The 21,092-nt window shown below is 63.4% G+C and carries 20 protein-coding genes and 1 riboswitch; of the genes, 12 read left to right on the top strand and 8 right to left on the bottom strand.

Going from position 1 to position 21,092, the window contains the following annotated elements:
* Positions 1–33 precede the first annotated feature (33 nt).
* Genes ACSW29_RS21155 through ACSW29_RS21140 form a run of 4 tightly spaced genes read left to right on the top strand, consistent with a single transcriptional unit; the run spans position 34 to position 4,615 of the window.
* Positions 34–801, top strand: a complete 768-nt coding sequence (locus tag ACSW29_RS21155; protein ID WP_230815638.1) for a TSUP family transporter — start codon at positions 34–36, stop codon at positions 799–801.
* 30 nt (positions 802–831) lie between these two features.
* Positions 832–2,352, top strand: a complete 1,521-nt coding sequence (locus ACSW29_RS21150) for a TldD/PmbA family protein (protein ID WP_448278224.1) — start codon at positions 832–834, stop codon at positions 2,350–2,352.
* Positions 2,349–3,710 (top strand): metallopeptidase TldD-related protein, encoded by a 1,362-nt coding sequence (locus ACSW29_RS21145; protein ID WP_448278223.1) that lies wholly within the window; start codon positions 2,349–2,351, stop codon positions 3,708–3,710. Before ACSW29_RS21150 ends, ACSW29_RS21145 begins: the two co-directional genes overlap by 4 nt.
* Positions 3,710–4,615 carry a TIGR01777 family oxidoreductase gene (locus ACSW29_RS21140; protein WP_448278222.1) on the top strand — a complete coding sequence of 302 codons (906 nt, stop codon included), beginning with the start codon at positions 3,710–3,712 and terminating at the stop codon, positions 4,613–4,615. The genes ACSW29_RS21145 and ACSW29_RS21140 overlap by 1 nt, the downstream gene beginning before the upstream one ends.
* Positions 4,616–4,622: 7 nt before the next feature.
* On the opposite strand, the gene ACSW29_RS21135 is transcribed toward ACSW29_RS21140, so the two are convergent.
* On the bottom strand, positions 4,623–5,003 hold the full coding sequence (locus ACSW29_RS21135) for a PPOX class F420-dependent oxidoreductase (protein ID WP_448278221.1): 381 nt from the start codon (positions 5,001–5,003) through the stop codon (positions 4,623–4,625).
* A gap of 203 nt (positions 5,004–5,206) precedes the next feature.
* On the opposite strand from ACSW29_RS21135, the gene ACSW29_RS21130 reads away from it, so the two are divergent.
* Positions 5,207–6,847, top strand: a complete 1,641-nt coding sequence (locus tag ACSW29_RS21130) for a GMC oxidoreductase (protein WP_448278220.1) — start codon at positions 5,207–5,209, stop codon at positions 6,845–6,847.
* 39 nt (positions 6,848–6,886) lie between these two features.
* On the opposite strand, the gene cobN is transcribed toward ACSW29_RS21130, so the two are convergent.
* Complete coding sequence (gene cobN, locus ACSW29_RS21125) at positions 6,887–10,507, bottom strand: cobaltochelatase subunit CobN (protein ID WP_448278219.1); 3,621 nt, start codon at positions 10,505–10,507, stop codon at positions 6,887–6,889.
* Positions 10,508–10,546: 39 nt separating this feature from the next.
* A riboswitch (cobalamin riboswitch) is annotated at positions 10,547–10,679 on the bottom strand.
* A gap of 51 nt (positions 10,680–10,730) precedes the next feature.
* On the opposite strand from cobN, the gene cobG reads away from it, so the two are divergent.
* The 7 genes from cobG to ACSW29_RS21090 all read left to right on the top strand — a co-directional run bounded on the left by cobG (position 10,731) and on the right by ACSW29_RS21090 (position 15,709).
* On the top strand, positions 10,731–11,873 hold the full coding sequence (gene cobG / locus ACSW29_RS21120) for a precorrin-3B synthase (RefSeq protein ID WP_230815645.1): 1,143 nt from the start codon (positions 10,731–10,733) through the stop codon (positions 11,871–11,873).
* Between the two features lie 19 nt (positions 11,874–11,892).
* Positions 11,893–12,519 carry a precorrin-8X methylmutase gene (locus tag ACSW29_RS21115; RefSeq protein ID WP_007729839.1) on the top strand — a complete coding sequence of 209 codons (627 nt, stop codon included), beginning with the start codon at positions 11,893–11,895 and terminating at the stop codon, positions 12,517–12,519.
* Positions 12,516–14,003: a precorrin-3B C(17)-methyltransferase gene (gene cobJ / locus ACSW29_RS21110; RefSeq protein WP_448278218.1), complete on the top strand. Its 1,488-nt coding sequence runs from the start codon at positions 12,516–12,518 to the stop codon at positions 14,001–14,003. The genes ACSW29_RS21115 and cobJ overlap by 4 nt, the downstream gene beginning before the upstream one ends.
* A gap of 26 nt (positions 14,004–14,029) precedes the next feature.
* Positions 14,030–14,389, top strand: coding sequence for an HNH endonuclease (locus ACSW29_RS21105; protein WP_230815647.1), 360 nt, complete (start codon positions 14,030–14,032; stop codon positions 14,387–14,389).
* Positions 14,386–14,790 carry a nuclear transport factor 2 family protein gene (locus ACSW29_RS21100; RefSeq protein WP_448278217.1) on the top strand — a complete coding sequence of 135 codons (405 nt, stop codon included), beginning with the start codon at positions 14,386–14,388 and terminating at the stop codon, positions 14,788–14,790. Before ACSW29_RS21105 ends, ACSW29_RS21100 begins: the two co-directional genes overlap by 4 nt.
* Positions 14,787–15,026, top strand: coding sequence for a PLDc N-terminal domain-containing protein (locus ACSW29_RS21095; RefSeq protein ID WP_448278216.1), 240 nt, complete (start codon positions 14,787–14,789; stop codon positions 15,024–15,026). The genes ACSW29_RS21100 and ACSW29_RS21095 overlap by 4 nt, the downstream gene beginning before the upstream one ends.
* A gap of 77 nt (positions 15,027–15,103) precedes the next feature.
* Positions 15,104–15,709, top strand: coding sequence for a dihydrofolate reductase family protein (locus ACSW29_RS21090; RefSeq protein WP_448278215.1), 606 nt, complete (start codon positions 15,104–15,106; stop codon positions 15,707–15,709).
* 579 nt (positions 15,710–16,288) lie between these two features.
* Here the strand turns inward: ACSW29_RS21090 and ACSW29_RS21085 are convergent.
* From ACSW29_RS21085 to ACSW29_RS21060, 6 genes are all read right to left on the bottom strand, one after another.
* Positions 16,289–17,116 carry a DUF4352 domain-containing protein gene (locus ACSW29_RS21085; RefSeq protein WP_448278214.1) on the bottom strand — a complete coding sequence of 276 codons (828 nt, stop codon included), beginning with the start codon at positions 17,114–17,116 and terminating at the stop codon, positions 16,289–16,291.
* Positions 17,117–17,434: 318 nt separating this feature from the next.
* A complete protein-coding gene (locus ACSW29_RS21080) occupies positions 17,435–18,217 on the bottom strand; it encodes an alpha/beta hydrolase (RefSeq protein ID WP_448278213.1) in 783 nt (260 codons plus the stop codon).
* Positions 18,218–18,406: 189 nt separating this feature from the next.
* Entirely contained in the window at positions 18,407–18,922 is a 516-nt protein-coding gene (locus tag ACSW29_RS21075) for a DUF1990 domain-containing protein (RefSeq protein WP_448278542.1), read from the bottom strand.
* Positions 18,922–19,281: a VOC family protein gene (locus tag ACSW29_RS21070; protein ID WP_230815653.1), complete on the bottom strand. Its 360-nt coding sequence runs from the start codon at positions 19,279–19,281 to the stop codon at positions 18,922–18,924. The genes ACSW29_RS21075 and ACSW29_RS21070 overlap by 1 nt, the downstream gene beginning before the upstream one ends.
* A gap of 10 nt (positions 19,282–19,291) precedes the next feature.
* Positions 19,292–19,933, bottom strand: a complete 642-nt coding sequence (locus tag ACSW29_RS21065) for a ScbR family autoregulator-binding transcription factor (RefSeq protein WP_448278212.1) — start codon at positions 19,931–19,933, stop codon at positions 19,292–19,294.
* A 159-nt stretch (positions 19,934–20,092) separates the two neighbouring features.
* Positions 20,093–20,992, bottom strand: a complete 900-nt coding sequence (locus tag ACSW29_RS21060) for a HAMP domain-containing protein (protein WP_317828063.1) — start codon at positions 20,990–20,992, stop codon at positions 20,093–20,095.
* Positions 20,993–21,092: the final 100 nt, after the last annotated feature.

Here is a 21,092-nt window from a genome sequence, read left to right as displayed (position 1 = left end):
CAAGAGTGTCACAGCTGTGAAAGAGTCACCGCCGTGGATATTGCTGATTGGGGACTGCTGATGACGGCAGCGACGGCGGCGGGTTGGGTGGACGCCGTCGTTGGCGGCGGCGGATTGATTCTGCTGCCCGCGCTCTTTCTGGTCGCACCCCAATTGACCCCGCAAGCGGCCCTGGCCACCAACAAACTCACGGCCTTCACCGGGACGAGCGCCGCGGTGTACACGTTCTCGCGTCGAATCCCCATGGAGTGGCGGCAGCTGGCTCCGGCGGCTGCCTTGGCCGCGGTGACAGCCGCGTGCGGAGCGGCGGCCGTTTCACTGATCGACAAGAAGTACTTCATTCCGATCGTGATGGTCGTCCTCGTCGCCGTTGCCGTCTTCGTGACCATGCGTCCGACGCTGGGCACCACGATCGCCACACATCGTCCGACGCAGCGCAAGACCGTCCTCGTCCTGCTGCTCTCCGCCGGACTCATCGGCCTCTACGACGGTTTGCTCGGACCGGGCACGGGCACGTTCCTCATCATCAGCTTCGCCACCTTCCTCGGAACCGAATTCGTCCGCAGCGCAGCGATGGCGAAGGTGATCAATCTCGGCTCCAACTTTGGCGCACTCGCGTACTTCGCTGTCACCGGACATGTCTGGTGGAGTTTGGGTTTGGCGATGGCAGTCTGCAACGTTCTCGGCGCGGTCATCGGTTCACGGATGGCGTTGAGCAAGGGATCCGGGTTTGTGCGGATCACGCTGTTGGTTGTCGTGATCGCCATGGTGATTCGCCTCGGATGGCAGCAGTTCGGCTGAGATCGGCGGTCGTCGGCTAGCGTCGTGTGCGTGACCGTCACCCGAGATGTCGATGCAGATTTCCTCGCCCTCCCGCTGCGAGCTGTCGCTGATGCGGCGCTGTCGGCAGCGAAAACAGCCGGTGCCCAGCACGCCGATGTTCGTGTCCACCGCATGCTCACACAGTCGATACGGTTGCGCGACGGTGTAGTTCAGGCCGTGTCGGACGGAGACGAGATCGGGGTCGCCGTCCGCGTGATCGTCGACGGCACGTGGGGGTTCGCCTCGCATGCCGAGGTGTCCCCTGACGTCGCGACTGCGCTGGCACGCCAAGCGGTCGAGGTCGCGAAGGCACTGCGCTCGCTCAATCGTGATCCGGTCACCCTCGCCGACGAGCCCGTCTACGCCGACGCGACGTGGGTGTCTCCGTACCTCGAAGATCCCTTCGCGACACCGACGGCCGACAAGGTAGCCCTGCTGGTCGACTATTCCGGGCGGCTTCAAGCCGCTGACGGCGTGGATCACGTCACGGCGAGCGTCCTCCAGGTCAAGGAGCAGACCTTCTACGCGGATCTGGCCGGTTCGTCGATCACCCAGCAACGGGTGCGTCTGCACCCCGAGTTCGAAGCGACAGCCGTGGACAAGTCGGCCGGCAGCTTCGAATCGATGCGTACCTTGGCGCCGCCGGTAGGGCGCGGATGGGAGTATCTCGGGGCGGAGAGCACGTGGAACTGGGGTGAGGAGCTCGCCCGGATACCGGAGTGGCTGGCCGAAAAGACGAAGGCACCGACCGTCGAAGCGGGTCCGACCGATCTCGTGATCGATCCGACCAATCTGTGGCTCACGATCCACGAATCCATCGGGCATGCCACCGAATACGACCGGGCAATCGGCTACGAAGCGGCCTACGCCGGTACGTCGTTCGCGACGCCGGACAAGCTGGGAACATTGAAGTACGGAACATCGCTCATGCACGTGACCGCCGACCGAAACCAAGAGCACGGTCTGGCCAGCGTCGGATTCGACGACGACGGAGTCGCCGCTCAACGGTGGGATCTGGTCGCCGACGGAACACTGGTCGGATATCAACTCGATCGAGTGTTCGCGCCGAGACTGGGACTGACGCGTTCCAACGGCTGCTCGTACGCCGACTCCGCACATCACGTTCCCATTCAGCGAATGGCCAACGTCTCGCTCTCCCCCGACCCTTCTACGGACACGTCGACCGCAGACCTGATCTCGCGAGTCGAGAACGGCATCTACGTCGTCGGAGACAAGTCCTGGTCGATCGACATGCAGCGCTACAACTTCCAGTTCACCGGTCAGCGGTTCTTCAAGATCCGCGACGGAAAGCTCGACGGCCAGGTGCGTGACGTGGCATATCAGGCGACGACAACGGATTTCTGGGGCTCGATGGAAGCCGTCGGCGGTAAGTCGACCTGGCGCCTGCAAGGCGCATTCAACTGTGGCAAGGCGCAACCCGGCCAGGTTGCGGCGGTCAGCCACGGCTGCCCGTCCGCTCTGTTCCGCGGAGTCAACATCCTCAACACTCGTTCGGAGGCTCAGCAGTGATCGATCCGCAGCAAGTCGTCGAGCGTGCATTGGCCGCGAGGACGGTAGACGAATCGTTGGTGATCGTGACCGATGCGAGTGAGGCGTCGCTGCGGTGGGCCAACAATTCGATGACTACCAACGGAGTCTCACTGTCCCGGACGTGGACGGTGATTTCGATCGTGCGCGAAGGTGACATCGCGAAGGTGGGCACTGTCAGTTCCAGCAGTGTCGATCCGGAGCAGATTTCTGCACTCGTGCAGGCAAGCGAAGAAGCTGCGCGCACAGCCACCCCCGCTGACGACGCATCCGACTTGATCACCCAATCCGCGGCGGAGACCGACTGGGACCTGCCGGCCGCCTTGACCGACATCGGTGTCTTTGCGCCGTTGGCTGCCGACCTGTCGACGGCCTTCGACGGCGGCGACCAGTTGTTCGGCTTCGCTCACCACCAGTTGCACACCACCTGGCTGGGAACCTCGACGGGCGTGCGACGTAGAACGGCTCAGGCCACCGGCTCCGTGGAGATCAACGGCAAGCGTGGCGACGCGAGTGCCTGGGTCGGATCCGGAACTGTCGATTTCAGCGACATTTCAGTGCCGAAGCTCTTGTCGCAGTTGACCACTCGACTCGACTGGGCGGGTAATTCCGTCAGCCTGCCCGCCGGCCGCTACGAGACGATTCTCCCGCCATCTGCTGTGGCGGACCTGATGATCTATCTGATGTGGACCATGGAGGGTCGCGGCGCCGAAGAGGGGCACACCGCACTTTCCTCCACCGGTGGCACCCGGATCGGCGAGAAACTCGGCGCCTTGCCACTCACTCTGACCTCCGACCCCGAGGCCGAGGGCTTGCAGTCCGCGCCGTTCGTGATCACGACGTCGTCGAGCGAGTCCGTCTCACTGTTCGACAACGGCATGGATATCGAACCCGTCGACTGGGTCCGAGACGGCGTCGTCAATGCGCTGGCATACCCGCGCCACGCTGCCCAAGAATTCGGTCGACCCGTCGCAGTTCCCGGCGACAATCTCATCCTGACCGGTGGTGACGACACGTCGATCGAGGACATGATCGCGGGTACCGAGAAGGGACTGCTGCTCACGACCCTCTGGTACATCCGCGAGGTGGATCCCGCGACTCTGCTACTGACCGGACTCACGCGAGACGGTGTGTATTTGATCGAGGACGGCAAGATCGTCGGCGCCGTCAACAACTTCCGTTTCAACGAGAGCCCCCTCGATCTCCTGCGGCGGGTCACCGAGGCGGGCCGCACCGAGATCACGCTCCCCCGCGAGTGGAAAGACTGGTTCACTCGAACGGCTATGCCGCCGATGCGGATTCCCGATTTCCACATGTCCTCGGTCAGTCAGGCACAGTGATGGCGAAGGTCGTGATCGCCGGTGGCACCGGTGCTCTCGGCCGCCGGATCAGCGACGATCTCGCCGACCGCGGGTATGACGTCGTGGTTCTGACTCGGTCACCGAAACCCGGCAGACACAGGCAGGTTGAGTGGGACGGCGTCACGGTAGGCGACTGGGCGGGAGAACTCGACGGCGCTGCGGTGATCAATCTGGCCGGCGAGTTGGTCGATCGCCGACCCACACCTGCAAACATCGCATTGCTCACCAGTTCCCGAGTCGATCCGACCCGCGCGCTGGTCGAAGCGTCGAAACTACTGGCGAGCCCTGTTCCGGTGTGGATCCAGGCGAGCACGCTCGCGATCTACGGCGATGCGGGTGAGACCCGATTGGACGAGGATTCTCCTCTCGCTGACGGGCCGCCTCAGATGACCGACGTCGCAAAGGACTGGGAGGCAGCGGTCGAGGGCGCCAACACGTCACGAGTAGTGATCCTGCGGACCAGCGTCGTCCTGGAGAAAGGCACGCCGGCGCTCGAGCGACTGCTGTTGCTCGTGCGTCTCGGACTGGGGGGACGCGTCGCCTCGGGTAGGCAGTGGACCAGTTGGATTCACATCGAGGACTGGCTGTCGATCGTGCGCTGGGCACTCGAACCCGATTCGGCTGCCTCGGGGGTGGTCATCGCGACTGCTCCGGATCCCGTCCGAAACTCAGAACTGATGGCCGGGCTGCGCAAGCACCTTCATCGCCCACCTGCGCCGCCGACGCCCGCGTTCATGGTCAGAATCGGCGCGTTCCTTTTGCGCAGCGACGCTGCCCTGGGCCTGACGGGTCGGCATGCCGTGTCGAGAGTGTTGGCGAACAACGGCTTCCCATTCACCTATCCGCGGTTCGATTCAGCGTTGGACGATCTACTCGGCAACTGATGCTCGGTCAGGCTGCAGTGATGGCAAGTCCGATCGTTCCGGTCTTGCCGCGGCGCAGGAGACTGCCTTTCATGGTGATCCAGCCCAGGATTCCGTAGCGACGCGCGATCGCGTCGCGAGCATGATCGGTGCCCGGTCCGTCGAGGATCCCGGCGACGGCGGCAACCGGTTCACCCTTCGGATTTCCCCGAGCGTCACACGCAGCGACGGTGACTGACGGGTTTCGCCTGATGCGCTTGACCTTGTAGGAATCTGTGACGGTCCACATCAGGAGCTTGTCGCCGTCCGGTGCGGCCCAGAGCGGAGTCGCCACCGGCGTTCCGTCCTTGCGGAAGGTCGTGAGTAGGACGTATTTGGCCTCGGAGACACGCTTGAAGTCGGGGTTCACTCCTCGAGGATAGGTGTGAGTGCCTCCCGCTGAACACAGACCGACTTCCGCGACTATCTGGCGATCGCACAACCTCGGCTGAAACATGCCACTTATGCACGATTTATCCGGTTTCCTGAGGCATTGAAGACGCCGTTTCGTCCACAAACTCCACCTCGAGTTATTCTGAGGCAAATCGTCGAACTGGGGAGTCGAACAAACACATGCAGCGTCGTGACTTTTTCAAAGCGGCCGGGATGGGCGCAGCCGTTGCAGCCGCGACACCGCTCATGTCGACCTCGATCAGCCACGCCGCCCCCGCGCCTCTGCGTGAGCTACCGATGGGTGCCGATCACTACCGCGCACTCGTCCCCGAGTTGTTCGCACCCTCGCCTATTCCCCCGGAGCATTCCGAGGCCATAGTCGTCGGCTCAGGTTTCGGCGCCAGCGCCACCGCTCTCCGGTTGGCGCAGAGCGGCACGCAGGTCACGATTCTCGAGCGCGGACTTCGCTGGCCGCACGATCCGCAGCGGGAGATTCACACCTCCGACATGCTGGCCGACGGCCGCGGAGTGTTCCGGCGAACATCGTTCACCAACCTCACCGGGCTTCCTGTGGTGTGCGACTACTTCAGCGGCGTCCTCGATGCCACCGACTACGAACACATCTCGGTCTGGCGCGGCGCTGCCGTCGGCGGTGGTTCCGTCATCTTCACCGGCGTGATGATTGCGCCCGAGCGCCGATTCTTCGAAGCAGTCTTCGGCAATTCCCTCGACTACGACGAGATGGCGTCCACCTGGTACCCCAAGGTGCGCCAGATGCTGCGTCTGAGCCCATTGCCCGAAGACATCTACCAAACCCCGAACTTCGGCCACTCCCGTCGTTGGGACCAGGACGCTCGTCGTGCCGGCTTCGATCCGCAACGCATCGACGGGATCTGGAACTGGGACGTGGTGCGCTCAGAACTCGACGGCCGAACCCGAGCCTCGGCCACCGTCGGGGACAGCAACATGGGTAATTCCAACGGCGCGAAGTTCGACCTCACGCAGAACTACATTCCGGCCGCCGAAGCCACCGGACGAGTCACCGTCTGTTACGGGCACCAGGTGCTCGCGATCAGTCGCGAACGGAATGGACGTTACGTCGTCGATGTCGAATCGACGGATCCGACGGGTGGCGTTCTGGCCCGGAAGACACTCACCTGTGACCGTCTGTTCCTCGGTGCAGGCTCGATCGGCACGTCCGAGCTGCTGGTACGTGCCCAGGCGACCGGCGCGCTGCCGAACCTCAACGAACACGTCGGCAAAGGCTGGGGAACTAACGGCGACGCCGGGATGGTGCGCTCGTTCGGCTTCAGTGACGGCAATGCGCAAGCGGCACCGTCGGCATCACGCATCGTCGACGAGTCGGGAATGCCACTCTCCCTCGAAAATTGGTACGTCCCCGGCCTACCCGTCAACATCGGCATGCTCGGAACCCTGGGTATGACTCTCGACTCGCAACGCGCCGACTTCGCCTATGACGGCGGCTCCGATCGGGTTGTGCTGAACTGGCCGAAGAACGGCAACGACGCCACCGTCGAGGCGCTGCGCGCCGTCCAGAACAAGATGGCGTTCGCCGGAACCACGCTGCCGTCGGCGCTGCCGTTCGCGAAGGACGTCAATTCCTCGTTCACCGCACATCCCCTCGGCGGTGCGGTGCTGGGCAAGGCGACTGACGGCTACGGGCGAGTCAAGGGCTACGACGGCCTGTACGTGATGGACGGCGCCGCCATTCCGGGCAGCACCGGCACCGTCAATCCGTCACTGACAATCACTGCTCTGGCGGAGCGGAACATCGCTCAGATCATCAATTCCGGACGCTGAAACACGTCAGCGCCCGGACCTGCCGGTAATGCTCGAGGTCTACTCCCCCTCGAGTTCGCCTTCGGTTTCGAGGTACACCTGACGCAAGCCGTCGAGTGTCTTCTGCTCGGGGTGCTCCCACATGTTTCGCTCGGCGGCTTCGAGGAGCCGCTCGGCGATTCCGTGCAGGGCCCACGGATTGGATTGCGTCATGAACTTCTGGTTCTGCTCGTCCAGAACGTAGGTCTCGGCGAGCTTCTCGTACATCCAGTCCGCGACGACGTTGGTGGTGGCGTCGTACCCGAAGAGGTAGTCGACCGTGGCCGCCATCTCGAATGCACCCTTGTACCCGTGACGGCGCATGGCGTCGAGCCAGCGGGGGTTGACCACGCGCGCCCGGAAGACACGCGCGGTCTCTTCCGAAAGTGTGCGTGTGCGAACCGATTCCGGCCGAGTGCTGTCACCGATGTACGCCTCGGGTGACTTCCCGGTCAGCGCGCGCACGGTGGCAACCATGCCGCCGTGGTACTGGAAGTAGTCGTCCGAATCGGCGATGTCGTGCTCACGCGTGTCGGTGTTCTTGGCCGCCACGTTGATTCGACGGTATGCGCTGCGCATGTCGTCGGCTGCCGGGATTCCGTCGAGCCCACGTCCGTACGCGAAGCCGCCCCAGTTGGTGTACACCTCGGCGAGGTCGTCGTCACCGCGCCAGGTCTTGGAGTCGATGAGTTGCAGCAGGCCGGCGCCGTAGGTTCCGGGCTTCGAACCGAAGATGCGGGTGGTCGCACGTCTGGCGTCGCCGTGCTCGGCGAGATCCGCCTGTGCGTGAGCGCGCACGTAGTTCTGCTCGTCCGTCTCGTCCAGCGCTGCCACCAATTGAACGGCGTCGTCGAGCAATGCGAGCACATGTGGGAACGCATCACGGAAGAATCCGGAGATGCGGACGGTGACGTCGATGCGCGGTCGGCCCAGTTCTTCGAGATCGATGACTTCGAGGTTGACGACGCGTCGGCTTGCTTCGTCCCAGACGGGGCGAACACCGAGGAGCGCAAACACTTCGGCGATGTCGTCGCCGGAGGTACGCATGGCTGCGGTTCCCCACACCGACAGACCCACCGAGCGCGGGTATTCGCCGTGATCTGCGAGATAGCGAGCGGCGAGCGACTCGGCCATCGCCTGACCGGTCTCCCACGCCAGACGCGACGGAACTGCCTTGGGGTCGACCGAGTAGAAGTTGCGACCGGTGGGAAGCACGTTGATCAGGCCGCGCAGCGGCGAGCCGCTCGGACCGGCCGCGATGAAACCGCCGTCAAGCGCATGCAGGACCTGCTTGATCTCGTTGTTCGTCTGTCGGAGGCGTGGAACTACTTCGGTGGCGGCGAACTGCAGGATCTTCACGACGGTCTCGTCGTCGCTGAGGTCTTCGGCGGCGGCGGGGTTCCAGTCGGCGTCGTACATGCCGCGAACCAGAGCGTGTGCCTTTTCCTCGATATCGTCGACACGGCTGCGGGACTCGTCGCCGTCTTCGCTGAGCCCGAGAGCCTCACGCAGACCGGGAACGCTCTGTTCGCCACCCCACATCTGACGGGCACGCAGCATGGCGAGGACCAGTTCGATTTCGGCGTCGCCCTCGGGAGCGCGCCCGAGAATGTGCAGACCATCGCGGATCTGGACGTCCTTGATCTCGCACAGCCAACCGTCGACGTGCAGGAGCATGTCGTCGAACACGTCTTCTTCGGGCCGCTCCGCGAGGCCGAGGTCGTGGTCCATCTTGGCAGCACGCATCAGCGTCCAGATCTGCTGGCGAATGGCCGGGAGCTTGGACGGGTCCAGTGCGGAGATATTGGAGTGCTCGTCGAGCAGTTGCTCGAGACGGGAGATGTCGCCGTAGCTTTCGGCGCGGGCCATCGGTGGGATCAGGTGATCGACGAGCGTCGCGTGGGCACGACGCTTTGCCTGTGTTCCCTCACCCGGGTCGTTGACCAGGAACGGGTAGATCAGCGGCAGGTCGCCGAGCGCTGCGTCGGTGCCGCAGTTGCTGGACATGCCGAGTGTCTTGCCCGGCAACCATTCGAGGTTGCCGTGCTTGCCCAGGTGCACAACCGCGTCGGCGCCGAATCCACCAGCGTCAGGCGTCGCCGCGATCCAGCGGTAGGCCGCCAAGTAGTGATGGCTCGGCGGCAGATCCGGATCGTGGTAGATCGCGACGGGCTTTTCGCCGAATCCCCGGGGCGGCTGAACCATGAGCACGATGTTGTTGAAACGCAGTGCCGCGATGACGATTTCGCCGTCGGAATCCTGTGAGCGGTCGACGTACAGCTCGCCGGGCGCTGTGCCCCAATGCTCTTCGACACCGCTGCGCAGCTCTTCGGGCAACGTGGCGAACCATTCGCGGTACTTCGCTGCCGAGATTCGGATCGGATTTCCCTCGAGCTGCTCGGCAGTGAGCCAGTCGGGATCCTGGCCGCCGGCCGCGATCAGGGCGTGGATCAGCGCGTCGCCGTCCTTCGCCGCCAGGCCGGGAACTGCGTCCGGACCGTCGACCGGACCGAGGTCGTAACCGGCAGAACGCATTTCGGTGAGCAGGTCGATTGCGCTCGCCGGAGTATCGAGACCGACGGCGTTGCCGATGCGGGCGTGCTTGGTCGGGTACGCCGAGAGCATGAGTGCAACGCGACGCTCGGTGGTGGGAATGTGGCGCAGCTTGCCGTGACGGACCGCGATCCCGGCGACACGGGCAGCGCGCTCGACGTCGGGGACGTACGTGGACAGTCCATCGGCGTCGATTTCCTTGAATGAGAACGGGACTGTAATGATGCGGCCGTCGAATTCCGGCACCGCGACCTGGGTCGCGACGTCGAGAGGCGACAGTCCGTCATCGTTCTCGTCCCAGGTGGCGCGGCTACTGGTCAGGCACAGGCCCTGCAGGATCGGGACGTCGAGCGCAGCGAGTGCGGCAACATCCCAGGCTTCGTCGTCGCCACCGGCGGACGCCGTCGCGGGCTTGGTGCCACCGGCAGCAAGAACTGTCACGACCATGGCGTCGGCGCGGCGCAGAGTGGTCAGAAGTTCGGCTTCTGCGGTTCGTAGTGATGCGCAGTAGATCGGGAGCGCTGTGCCACCGGCCTCGGCGACGGCGTCACACAACGCCTGGATATACCGGGTGTTTCCGGCCAGGTGCTGAGCGCGGTAGTACAGAACGGCGATGACGGGACCGGTCGCCGAGTCGAGATCGGGCGCGAAATCCGCGATCCCCCAGGAAGGCAGGTGGGCCGGCGGCTCGAAACCGTGACCGGTGAGCAGGACGGTGTCGGACAGGAAGTGGTGCAGCTGTGCCAGATTCTGCGCGCCACCCTCAGCCAGGTAGTTGTGCGCCTCGGCAGCAACACCGGCGGAGACCGTCGAGCACTCCATGAGGTCGGCGTCCGGCGCGTGCTCGCCGCCGAGAACGACTACGGGGAGTCCGGAGGCAAGGACCATCTCCAGGCCGTCTTCCCAGCTGCGACGGCTGCCGAGGATACGAACGATCACGAGGTCGACGCCGTCGAGCAAGGGCGGCAAGTCCTCCGAGACCAGCAAGCGTGAGGGATTGGCCCAACGATAGGCGACGCCGTCGCCGGCTTCCTGGCTGGCGCGGGCGCTCAGCAGATCGGTGTCGGACGTGGAGAGCAGAAGAATCACGGGTGAAGCCTTCCTGGGGTTTCGCGCCCCGTGGCACAGATCTGTCATCGACGGCGGTTGAGGGTCTGACTCGTGTTTCCGAGCGGAAACACGTCCCGCTCGAGCAACACTTACAGTGGCGCGACCGCACCGGACTTTCACCGGTTTCCTCAACTGCCGTCACTGGTGGTGGTGATGCTACCGGTCCGCAGAAGGCACTCATGACAGGTCGTACCCTGGAGCCATGCCCACGGACCGTTCACAGCCAGACGCGTGCCCGGGTGCACTGCAAGTTCACCACGCCGCCGACGGCGCACTGGCTCGCGTGCGCCTACCCGGCGGTCTCCTCACCCCGGTCCAATTGCAGACGCTTGCAGACGCGGCGCGCGATCTGGGTAACGGGCAGATGGAACTCACCTCGAGGGGCAATGTTCAGTTGCGCTCGGTCTCGGACCCCGAAGCCTTCGCGGCGCGAATCGCTTCGGCCGGCCTGCTGCCGTCCGCGACGCACGAGCGAGTACGCAACATTCTCGCGTCCCCACTGTCCGGCCGTATCGGGGGCGTCGCCGACATTCGTGAACTGGTCCACCGTCTCGATTCGGCGATCCAAGCGGATCAGGCATTGGCGGATCTGCCGGGGAGAACCCTGTTCACCCTTGACGACGGGCGCGGAGACATCACTGGGCTGCGGGGCGATTTCGGCCTCCATGCGCGCAGCGCCACCGAGCATTCCCTGGTGCTCGCCGGTCACCACACCACTCACCGCGTACATGCAGATGACGCCGTCGAATTGCTCCTCGAGGCGGCTCGATCGTTCCTCGACGTCCGCGACAAGCACTGGCGCCTGGCCGAGGTTCCGGACGGAATCGAACGCACCCTCGAGCAGTTGGGTCTGAGCGCCGAGTCCATCGGCGCGGCAGATCTCACGCATGATGCACGGCCCACCATCGGTTGGCTCGAGCAGCGAGACGGAACGGTTGCCCTGGGCGGCGGCCTGCGATTCGGGCTGCTCGACGCTCGGCTGGCCGAGTTCCTCGCCGCCGTCGACAAACCCGTCGTCGTGACGCCGTGGCGATCGGTGCATATCTTCGACCTCGACGAATGGGCTGCCGAGCAGGTAGTCCGGGTGTTGGCGCCGATGGGGTTGATCTTCGACGAGAACTCACCGTGGCTCGACGTCACCGCCTGCACCGGAAGCCCAGGATGCGAGAAGTCGCTCGCCGATGTGCGCACCGACGCCATCACCGCGGTAGAGCAGGCAGAACTGCCCGTCGTCGGGCGCCAGCACTGGGCCGGGTGCGACCGCAGCTGCGGACGTCCCCGCGGGGACGTAGCGGATGTGATTGCGACGGGTGACGGTTACCGGGTGAATCCGGCCGATCGGTGATGCCTCTATCGTGTGGCACATGATCGAGTACATCCGTGACGGCGCGGAAATCTATCGCCAGTCCTTTGCCACCATTCGGGCCGAAGCCGACCTGAGCCGTTTCCCGGCGGATGTCTCGCAAGCTGTAGTGCGCATGATTCACGCAAGTGGCCAGGTCGATCTCGTCGACGACGTCGCCTTCACGCCTGGAGTCGTCTCGGCCGCGCGTGCCGCTCTGCGCGACGGCGCGCCGATCTTCTGCGACGCCCAGATGGTGGCGGCCGGCATCACGCGCAAGCGTCTGCCCGCCGGCAACGACGTCATCTGCACCCTCGGCGATCCTCGGGTCCCCGTGCTGGCGTCGACCATCGACAACACTCGCTCGGCCGCTGCACTCGAACTGTGGGGAGCCAAGCTCGAGGGCGCTGTTGTCGCGATCGGAAACGCACCCACCGCGCTGTTCCATCTCCTGAACCTCATCGAAGCCGGAGCACCCCGTCCCGCCGCCATCGTCGGAGGTCCGGTCGGCTTCATCGGCGCTGCCGAGTCGAAGGAAGCTCTCATCGAACACGCCAGCGGAATCGATCATCTCGTGCTCCGCGGCCGACGCGGCGGCAGCGCAATCACTGCGGCGGTCGTCAATGCGATTGCGAGCGAAGTCGAATGAGTGCAGGCAAGCTCTGGGGTGTCGGTATCGGCCCCGGCGATCCCGAATTGGTGACCGTCAAGGCCGCCCGCGTCATCGGCGAGGCAGACGTGGTCGCGTTCCACTCTGCGCGGCACGGCAAGAGCATCTCCCGCGCAGTTGCAGCGCCGTACATGCGCGAAGGGCAGATCGAAGAACACCTCGTCTACCCCGTCACCACCGAGACCGTTGACCATCCCGGCGGATATCAGGGCGCGATGGACGAGTTCTACGAAGCGGCTGCCGAGCGACTCGCAGTTCACCTCGAGGCCGGTCGAACCGTCGCGTTGCTCGCTGCCGGCGATCCGCTCTTCTACAGCTCCTACATGCACATGCACAAGCGGCTGGCCGATCGCTTCGACGCCGAGGTGATTCCCGGTGTCACCTCCGTCAGCGCGGCATCGGCTGCACTCGGAAAACCGCTGGTCGAGGGTGAAGAAATCCTCACGATCTTACCCGGAACATTGCCGCAGGCCGAGCTGACCAGGCGGCTCAAGGAAACCGACGCCGCAGCCATTCTCAAACTCGGACGCACGTTCCCACCGGTCCTGCAATCGCTCGAGGATTCAGGCCGCTTGGATGAAGCGCACTACGTCGAACGCGCGAGCACCACACGTCAACGCGTCGAATCCGCTGCCGAGGTCGACCCGGACGGAGTTCCGTACTTCTCGATCGCCATCGTTCCGAGCCCGTCGAACAACCCTCGACCTGCAACCGAATCCCGCGGCGAGGTGGTCGTGGTCGGACTCGGACCGGGCGACACCGCCTGGACCACACCCGAAGTGGCGTATGAGCTTTCGTTGGTAACCGACCTCGTCGGCTACGGCCCTTACGTCGATCGCGTGCCGACGCGTCCGGGCCAGCGGCGCCATTCCAGCGACAACCGCGTCGAAGCCGAACGCGCCGCGATGGCGTTGGACCTGGCGAAGAACGGCGCCCGTGTAGCTGTCGTCTCGTCGGGAGATCCCGGCGTATTCGCCATGGCTGCAGCAGTTCTCGAAGTTGCCGCCGAAGACCAGTGGCGCGACGTCCCGGTCCGCATCCTTCCCGGTATGACGGCGGCAAACGCTGTCGCCAGTCGCGTCGGCGCTCCCCTCGGGCACGACTATGCGGTGCTCTCGTTGTCTGATCGCCTCAAGCCGTGGGATGTCGTTGCTCGCCGTATCTCGGCAGTTGCAGCCGCAGACATGGCATTTGCGGTCTACAACCCGGCGTCGAAGTCCCGGACGTGGCAGGTCCAAGCCATGAAGGACCTCGTGCTCGAGCACCGCTCCCCCGAGACTCCCGTTGTCATCGGGCGCGATGTTGCCGGCACCGAGGAATCCGTTCGGGTCGTGACCCTCGGCGAGCTCGAGCCTTCCGAGATCGACATGCGGACGCTGCTGATCGTTGGCTCGTCGATGACAACCGTCGTCGAAACCGGTTCGGGCCGTCAGGTGTTCACCCCGCGGCGCTACCCGGAGTGACCACCACTCGGCGATAGCATGGCGTCATGCCCGTCAACCGGACCCGGAAAGCCAGATACGCACGCAAACGCAAACGCCGAATGGATCTGGTGGAGCACGACCTGTCCGTCGAGCAGTGGTCCGCGCTCAAAGCGGCCTGGGGTGGCTGCGCGTACTGCGGCGAGTTGGACGAGTCGCCGCAGCGTGACTGCGTGTTGGCGATCTCCCGCGGTGGGCGCTACACACTCGACAACATCGCACCGGCGTGCCGCTCGTGCAATGCAAGCAAATGCAACAGCGAGGTCACTCTCTGGTTGCGGCGCAAGGGGTATGACGAGAAGGCCTTCCTCCTGCGCCACGCGGAGATAGGTATCGAGATGAGGGCGCAGTTCTCGGAGCAGTCGTGACGACCCCGCACGAGTTGCGCCCGATCCTCGACGAGTTGATGGACTTCGAACCTCTGTTTCACCGAACTCGAGTAGCGATGTCACGAGGCGAGTTCGATGCGGTCGTCGACCCCGAGTTCCGGGAGATCGGAGCCTCGGGTGCTCGATACACCCGCGACTACGTGCAGTCGGTAGTTGAGCGCCGACGCCTCCGCGGCGAGGTGAACGACGCCGCCGAACTCGGGTGGAGGGTTGACCGGCCAGCGCTGAGCCGGATCGCTCCGGACACATATCTGGTGACGTACCGGCTGGCGCAAGCGCATCGGGTTACCGAGCGATCATCCATCTGGCGGTTCACCGAGAATCGATGGAGCGTGCACTTTCATCAAGGCACAGTCGTCGAAAGTGGTCTGGAAGCGTGAACGAATCGATCCACAACCCCACCATTCCGCTTTGGATGGACGTCACCTTCACCGCCTTCGTACTTGCATGGATCTTCATCACGGTTAGCGCGCTCGTGGCGATCGTGCGCACCGACTTCGACCGTTCGGGCGCCAAATTCTGGTGGTGCGCGCTGGTGATCGCGGTGCCTGTACTCGGTGCGCTCGTCTGGTTACTGTTCGGTCGACCCCCGCGTGACTCCAGTTCCCGAACCTGATCTACACCGACAGCCCGGCAGTAGTCTGAGTACGGTCCGGTGCTGTCACTCTGCGCGTATCAGGGGAGAACAACGAGATGAGACCACTTCGATACTCGATCAACGTCACCCTCGACGGCTGCTGCCATCACGAGGCGGGACTCCCACCCGACGAGGAGTCGATGCGCTACTGGACCGCCCAGATGGAACGCGCCGATGCTTTGCTGTTCGGCCGGGTGACCTACGAGATGATGGAGTCGGCGTGGCGGCGGCCCGCAACCGGCGCATGGCCTGACTGGATGGACGAGTGGGAGATCCCGTTCGCCGAGGCCATGGACCAGGCGAAGAAGTACGTCGTGTCGAACACGCTGAGCGGGGTCGATTGGAATGCCGAGCTGGTGCCGGGAGACTTGGGGCCAGCGGTTCAGCGACTCAAGGAGCAGCCCGGCGAAGGTCTGTGGGTTGGCGGCGTGACGCTCCCCCTGGCGCTGGCAGACCTGGGCCTGATCGACGAGTACGAGTTCGTTGTGCAACCGGTCCTCGCTGGACACGGACCGACGTTGCTCGCCGGTCTGCGCGAGCGCATCCAGCTCGCGCTCGTCGATCGCCACGAGTTCCGGTCGGGTGCAGTCGCCGTGCGATATCGGCCCACTCAAATACCGCCCCCGGGTCAGGTATCGGACGGTTCGAATACCCGCAGGTAGGCGAAGTGCGACTGGAGGTGCGCGGTTGAAACATCGGACTGACTGCACGGTGTCGATGATCTGCTCGACCGCAGCGGCGCCCTTCTGTAGACGTCCGCCGACACAGCCAAAGTCCTCGTGCACGATGGCGCTCTTCGCCCACACGACCAGCACGTAGCTTCCATGGCTGCAGCCCATAACCCATGGCAACAACCATTCGGGACATGTCGTCGCCTCAGTTCGGACGCGAGAAGAGTTACCACCAGTCTTGTTCGGTGTTCGGTATTGACCGAACACTCGGTACCGCAAGAGCATTAGCCACCGAAGTTCTCCGGACAATCCTCGACGAGATCGAAGCATCAAACTGGATCATGAACAAGTTCGTTCCGCCCGGCGGATCCTAAGGACCACTTGTCGCCATCGAACACTCTGATCCCTTGTTCCATTGGCACTTGCACCTCAAGGTGTAAGCGCCAATGGTCGAGGGCCATCCTGCGCCTTACTGCGGTGAGATAGGCGTCAGCTCTTGCTGTTACCTGAAAACGAGCCAGCCCTCGGAATTTCCATTTGTGCCCCGTTGCGTGTGCCCCATTGCGAGCACTAACCAGCGTTCGCGACGTTGATCAAGGTCAAATTGTTGTAGGTCTGGGTCTCCATGTCAGCGAACCCAAACTGTGCAGGCACAGCTGCGGTGGGAATTTCGTATACGTAGACCATGCGACTGTCGAACCCGGGCTGTAGTCCGTCGTTGCATTCGGGGTTACCCTGAATCTTGTACAGGTCGTCAATCGGGTCGTATTGCCGCTTATCCGCAGTGATGAGCTTGTTCTGAATCGGGAACGAACATGTCAGGTCCATCGAGACCTTCCCATCGTTGAGAACCGTCGTATCAACGATCACAAACTTCCCACCAGACCTTGGGGCCTGCTCGGCATAATCGCCGCGCGTGATGGATCGTTCGGGCTGCGCCGTAATCGACTGCGATTCGACCACACTGTTGATCGTGATAATCGCGCCGCCACTGGTCACCGCCTGTCCGATCGTCGGTAGTGCTGGTGTTGCCGATTTAGGTTTCGCCGAGGTCGTGGCAGCACCGCTAGCTTCGGGACTGGTCGAAGAGACGTACGAAACTTCGCTGGAGACAAGCGACTTCCCGTCTAGTTTCGCAACGCAGCTCACGTCGTAAGCAACTGCCGCTCCGGAATCGAGCGAACCCGTCAACTTTCCATGGACAGAAAAGCTCCCGTCATTACCCGCGACGGTGACAATATCGGCGACGGTGATATCACCAATGGGGCCAGCCTTATCCTTGATCCCTGATACACACACCGATTCGGCCGTGGCTTCATCGTGCGTGTCATCCGCACTTCCGCATGCCGAGATCAGAAACGCGCTAACCCCAAGCAAAGCCAGAATTGTCTTCTTCATGGAGCAATTGATACCAGACCTTACGGTCGGAACCCGCTCGGGGTCACGCTGAGCGGGCAGTACGAGGGACGGTCCGGTGGGTCGATTAGCGCGCACCCTGGAGCGCCTCAGCAGAAATGGCCAAGCTGGACGGCTACTGGCGAGCAAAGGATCGAGATCACCACCATCGCAAGCGCCACAAAAATGATCATCGGAATAGCTTCGGTCAAATCGATGCAGGATACGTTGACGCCACTACATCGGGTCTTGCTGAGAAACGAAAGCTGGTCGAGATCGTATCGGCGTCCGGCCTGTGTCGGACGCCGATACGTGTTCACGTCAGCTCACAGGAGCGCCACTGCTCCCGCCGAGGTGGCGAGCGAAGAACCGAGCCGAACTGTCGCGCTCGTAGTCGGGCACCGGATAGTGCCTGCCCGAGTATGCGTGCAGCGTCTTCTCCTTCGAGCCGAAGGCATCGAACAACGCAACCCCTGACGTGCGGTCGTAATCCTTGTCGTCCCAAGGGATCCGGTACTCGACCGGGACCGTGAGCTTTCGTGCTGCCTCGAGGAGAGAGCTGTCCACAAAAACTCCACCGAAGCTCACGGCAGCGATCCTGGAGTCGGCCGGGGCCAACATCAGCCCGGTCACGACCCCTAACGACACGCCGCCAAAGCCGATCGGAGCATCGGCGTCGACCTCAGGCAGCGCTTGCAGGGCGTCGAGGGTCGCCTGCCATTCCGGCACTGCACGCTCCGCCAGCGACCGGTTGTACTCGACGACGATCGGGGCGATCGGCTCGCGGGCCGCCCGGGCCTGATGGATCGCCTCGACCCACTGTTCGTCCTGTGTGTTCCGCGGCCGGTCGCCATGTCCGGGCGCATCGATTGCGGCGACCGTGAACCCGTGGGAGCTCACGCTGTGGAGCGCACTGGCAACCAGACCTGGCGCCTTCTTGTGCATGCCGCCGGAGTGCCCGGACAGCAGAAGGGGTGATCCGACGGATCCGGATGCGGGTGACCAGAGGACACCGGTGATGTCGTCCAGAACGAAATGACGTTCGACGGCACCGTTCGGCGTTGTCTCGGAAGTAAATTCGATGGTCTGAGAATTGGATTGCATGGTGTTACCTTTCGGGATTGCCTATTCGAGGCGCTCCCGGCGACACCTACGTCAATCGCCGATCCGTGAACACGAGTGGGAGCACCCACATGGTTACTGCGTTCATGGGTCTCACCTCCTGGCGTGTTGTCACGGTCTCGGACAAGCTATCAACCCGAACCGAAGCCCGTCCAATCATTTTTCGAGCGGTCAGACCCGCGATCGGTCGACGCTCGCGCGGACGGCACGGATGTAGCGGCGCGTCACAAACGCCTGAACTCGACGTCCGATCGGAGCGCCGAGACGCACCCACCACGTTCCAGGCTTGGAGAACGCGACGATCTCGATACGAACCGCTTGGCTGGCCTCGTCGAACTGGACGACGAACAGCTCCTCCCCGCATTCGGGGTGGCCGGCGCGGGTTCCGTACGCGAAGCCCTTGCGATTGGGTTCGTCGACGACATAGACGATCCGAACTGGGATAGTCACCGGACCGAGTCCGAAAGTCGCATCCTGACCCGCCACCGCGGTCGGGGCGGCCGTACGGACGGTCAAACCGGCTCCGCGGTGCATTCCCCATTCCAGGACGGTACGAGCCGCGACCTCGAAATCTCCACGTCCGGATCCGACGGTCGCGCTCTCGTGAACGTGGTGATAGCCGGCCGGGAGAACGCCTGACGTTGCGCCCACCTCGAGGTACGTCAGTCCTCTCGGGCGGGACGCCATCATTGCTCGCGTCGGTGGCTGAGGATGTTGATCACGTGACCGTCGGGGTCGGCAGCGAAGAATCTGCGCACACCCCACGGCTCCACGGTGACGGGATAAACGATCGTGTCGCCGCGCTGCACCGCGGCCTCGTACGCTGCGTCGAGATCGTCCACCTCGACGGAGACATCCGGCACGACGGGCGCATGCGCGTCGTGCGTCATGATGCTGATCTGCAAAGACGGATCCGTCGGCGAAGCCAACGTCACGATCCACCCGTGATCCATCACCACTTCGAGGCCCAGCACTTCGGTGTAGAAGCGCTGCGCGGCCTCGAGAGAACTACTCGACAGATCCGAAACAATCCGCGTAACGGTCATGTCCCGCAGGTTACGCCGCCGCCGGAGTCCACCGCGACTTGACGAGCCGCTCGATGTCGCCGGAAAGTTCGTCGCTAACGATTCCCGGAAGCAGGATCTGCCACATCTCGTCGACACGATCCGGAAGGTCCGAGCGTCGGGTGAGAACATTCGAAACCAGCTGTACCCCGGTGAATGCCGAGGGCATGAACCTGCCGAACGATTCTGCGCTGACCGATTTTCGGATTTCACCCTCCGCCTGAGCTCTGGCGGTGAGATCGGTGATTGCCGAGATCCATTCGGCGTACGGTTCCACCGGTCCCTCGTACGTGCTCAGTTCCAGCGTGAGACGAATGCCCGCGCGAACGATCGGCTCGTCGACAATCTGGCGTGCCATTTCGTGCGTGAGCATGATCATCTGTTCCAACGGGGCCTTGCCCGTCGCGGAAATCGCCTGCACCGATTCGATCGAGAGCCGATGCTGTTCGGCAATGATGAATTGCGCGAGCTCGTCCTTCGACGCGAAATGGAAGTACAACGCGCCCTTGGTAGTACCGGCCCCCGAGACTATGTCGGCCATGCTGGTGCTGCCGTAACCAGTCTTCTCGAACTGCGCGGCCGCGCCGGCAACGATTTGCTGCCGAGTCAGCTCGGCGCGTGCTTGCTTGACCACTGAATCCCTCTCGTCCTCCAAAGGCCCCCGCCCAGCAAACCCCATGGTTCGCGCCACACTCCAGCTATACCCAAAAACTTCACAATTGCCCCACATTACCAGCGCTCCTTCCATTGCTTCAATGACAAATGCAACAAAGGCGCTGGTCAGACGTCCGTTTTAGAGGGAATCTCCTCTCCCCAACGTGCTTTCGTCAACCCGCGCACGGTCCACCAACTCTCCGACGAGGAGCGTCAACTCCATCATCTGGTCGGTGATTTCTTCACGCAACTGCGTTGCATCTGTCTCGGAAATCGCGCCGGACTTGGTATCGAAAGACATCAACAATTCGATATTGGTGCGAAGTGCTGTCAAAGGAGCCAGAAGATCCTGGCCCGCTTCGGTGATCAGACTTCTCTGACGTGCCCGCGATTCCGACAACGTCCCGAGCATCCGATTGAAACTGACTGTCAACGAAGCCAACTCGTCGTCACCGGTCACCGGGATCGGCGCAAGATCATCCGTTTCGGCAACTCGCCGCGTCGCCGCAGTGAGCCGCGAAATCGGCCGTAATCCTGTGCGAGCCACTGCATCTCCGGCAGCGTATGCCAGCGCGATCCCAGCCGCACCCAGTGCCGCCAACACCACCGCAAGCCGCTTGAGGACCGAACGCGTCGGCCCCAAGGATTGGGCGACAACCAAAGTCTGCCCGGCAACCGAGGGCTCGACAAGAATTCGATACGCATCGACAGTTGCGATCGTCTGCGACGAATTGCCGTCTGCGATCGACCTGATGGCGTCCGCGCTGGTGCTGAACGGCGGCAGACCGGGAGTTGCCGTCACCAAGGCGCCGTCGGCAGTGAGAAGCCCCACTGCCTGGATGACCGCTGTATCCGCGCCGGCCGTCAATCCCAGAACCGGTGTGACACCGCCGAAATTGACGGTGTCGGTGATCGCATCACTCGTGCGCTCGAGTTGCCGGTCGACGTTGCCCTGCAAATACGCGTTGAACACGATGTACACCGCCGACGCCGACACGATCACCGCGATCGCCACCAGGCCTGCGGTCAACAATTTCACGCGAGCATGGAGTGTCCGCACGTGAATTCCCGATGGTTTTCGACGGCTCATTCCGGGAACCGACACTCTCATGCGCGGTCCCGCAGTGCGGCGTCGAAAG

It is taken from the genome of Rhodococcus sp. GB-02 (assembly GCF_053470465.1).
The sequence above is the reverse complement of the archived record's forward strand: the minus strand, read 5'-3'. Positions and strand labels throughout refer to the sequence as shown.

Coding starts and splice junctions, on each gene's coding strand:
- ACSW29_RS21075 (WP_448278542.1), bottom strand. CDS start 18,922: ATGGCGTCCCGCCCGAGAGGACTGACGTACCTCGAGGTGGGCGCAACG.
- cobG (WP_230815645.1), top strand. CDS start 10,731: ATGCCCACGGACCGTTCACAGCCAGACGCGTGCCCGGGTGCACTGCAA.
- ACSW29_RS21130 (WP_448278220.1), top strand. CDS start 5,207: ATGCAGCGTCGTGACTTTTTCAAAGCGGCCGGGATGGGCGCAGCCGTT.
- ACSW29_RS21115 (WP_007729839.1), top strand. CDS start 11,893: ATGATCGAGTACATCCGTGACGGCGCGGAAATCTATCGCCAGTCCTTT.
- cobJ (WP_448278218.1), top strand. CDS start 12,516: ATGAGTGCAGGCAAGCTCTGGGGTGTCGGTATCGGCCCCGGCGATCCC.
- ACSW29_RS21105 (WP_230815647.1), top strand. CDS start 14,030: ATGCCCGTCAACCGGACCCGGAAAGCCAGATACGCACGCAAACGCAAA.
- ACSW29_RS21090 (WP_448278215.1), top strand. CDS start 15,104: ATGAGACCACTTCGATACTCGATCAACGTCACCCTCGACGGCTGCTGC.
- ACSW29_RS21140 (WP_448278222.1), top strand. CDS start 3,710: ATGGCGAAGGTCGTGATCGCCGGTGGCACCGGTGCTCTCGGCCGCCGG.
- ACSW29_RS21080 (WP_448278213.1), bottom strand. CDS start 18,217: ATGCAATCCAATTCTCAGACCATCGAATTTACTTCCGAGACAACGCCG.
- ACSW29_RS21085 (WP_448278214.1), bottom strand. CDS start 17,116: ATGAAGAAGACAATTCTGGCTTTGCTTGGGGTTAGCGCGTTTCTGATC.
- ACSW29_RS21070 (WP_230815653.1), bottom strand. CDS start 19,281: ATGACCGTTACGCGGATTGTTTCGGATCTGTCGAGTAGTTCTCTCGAG.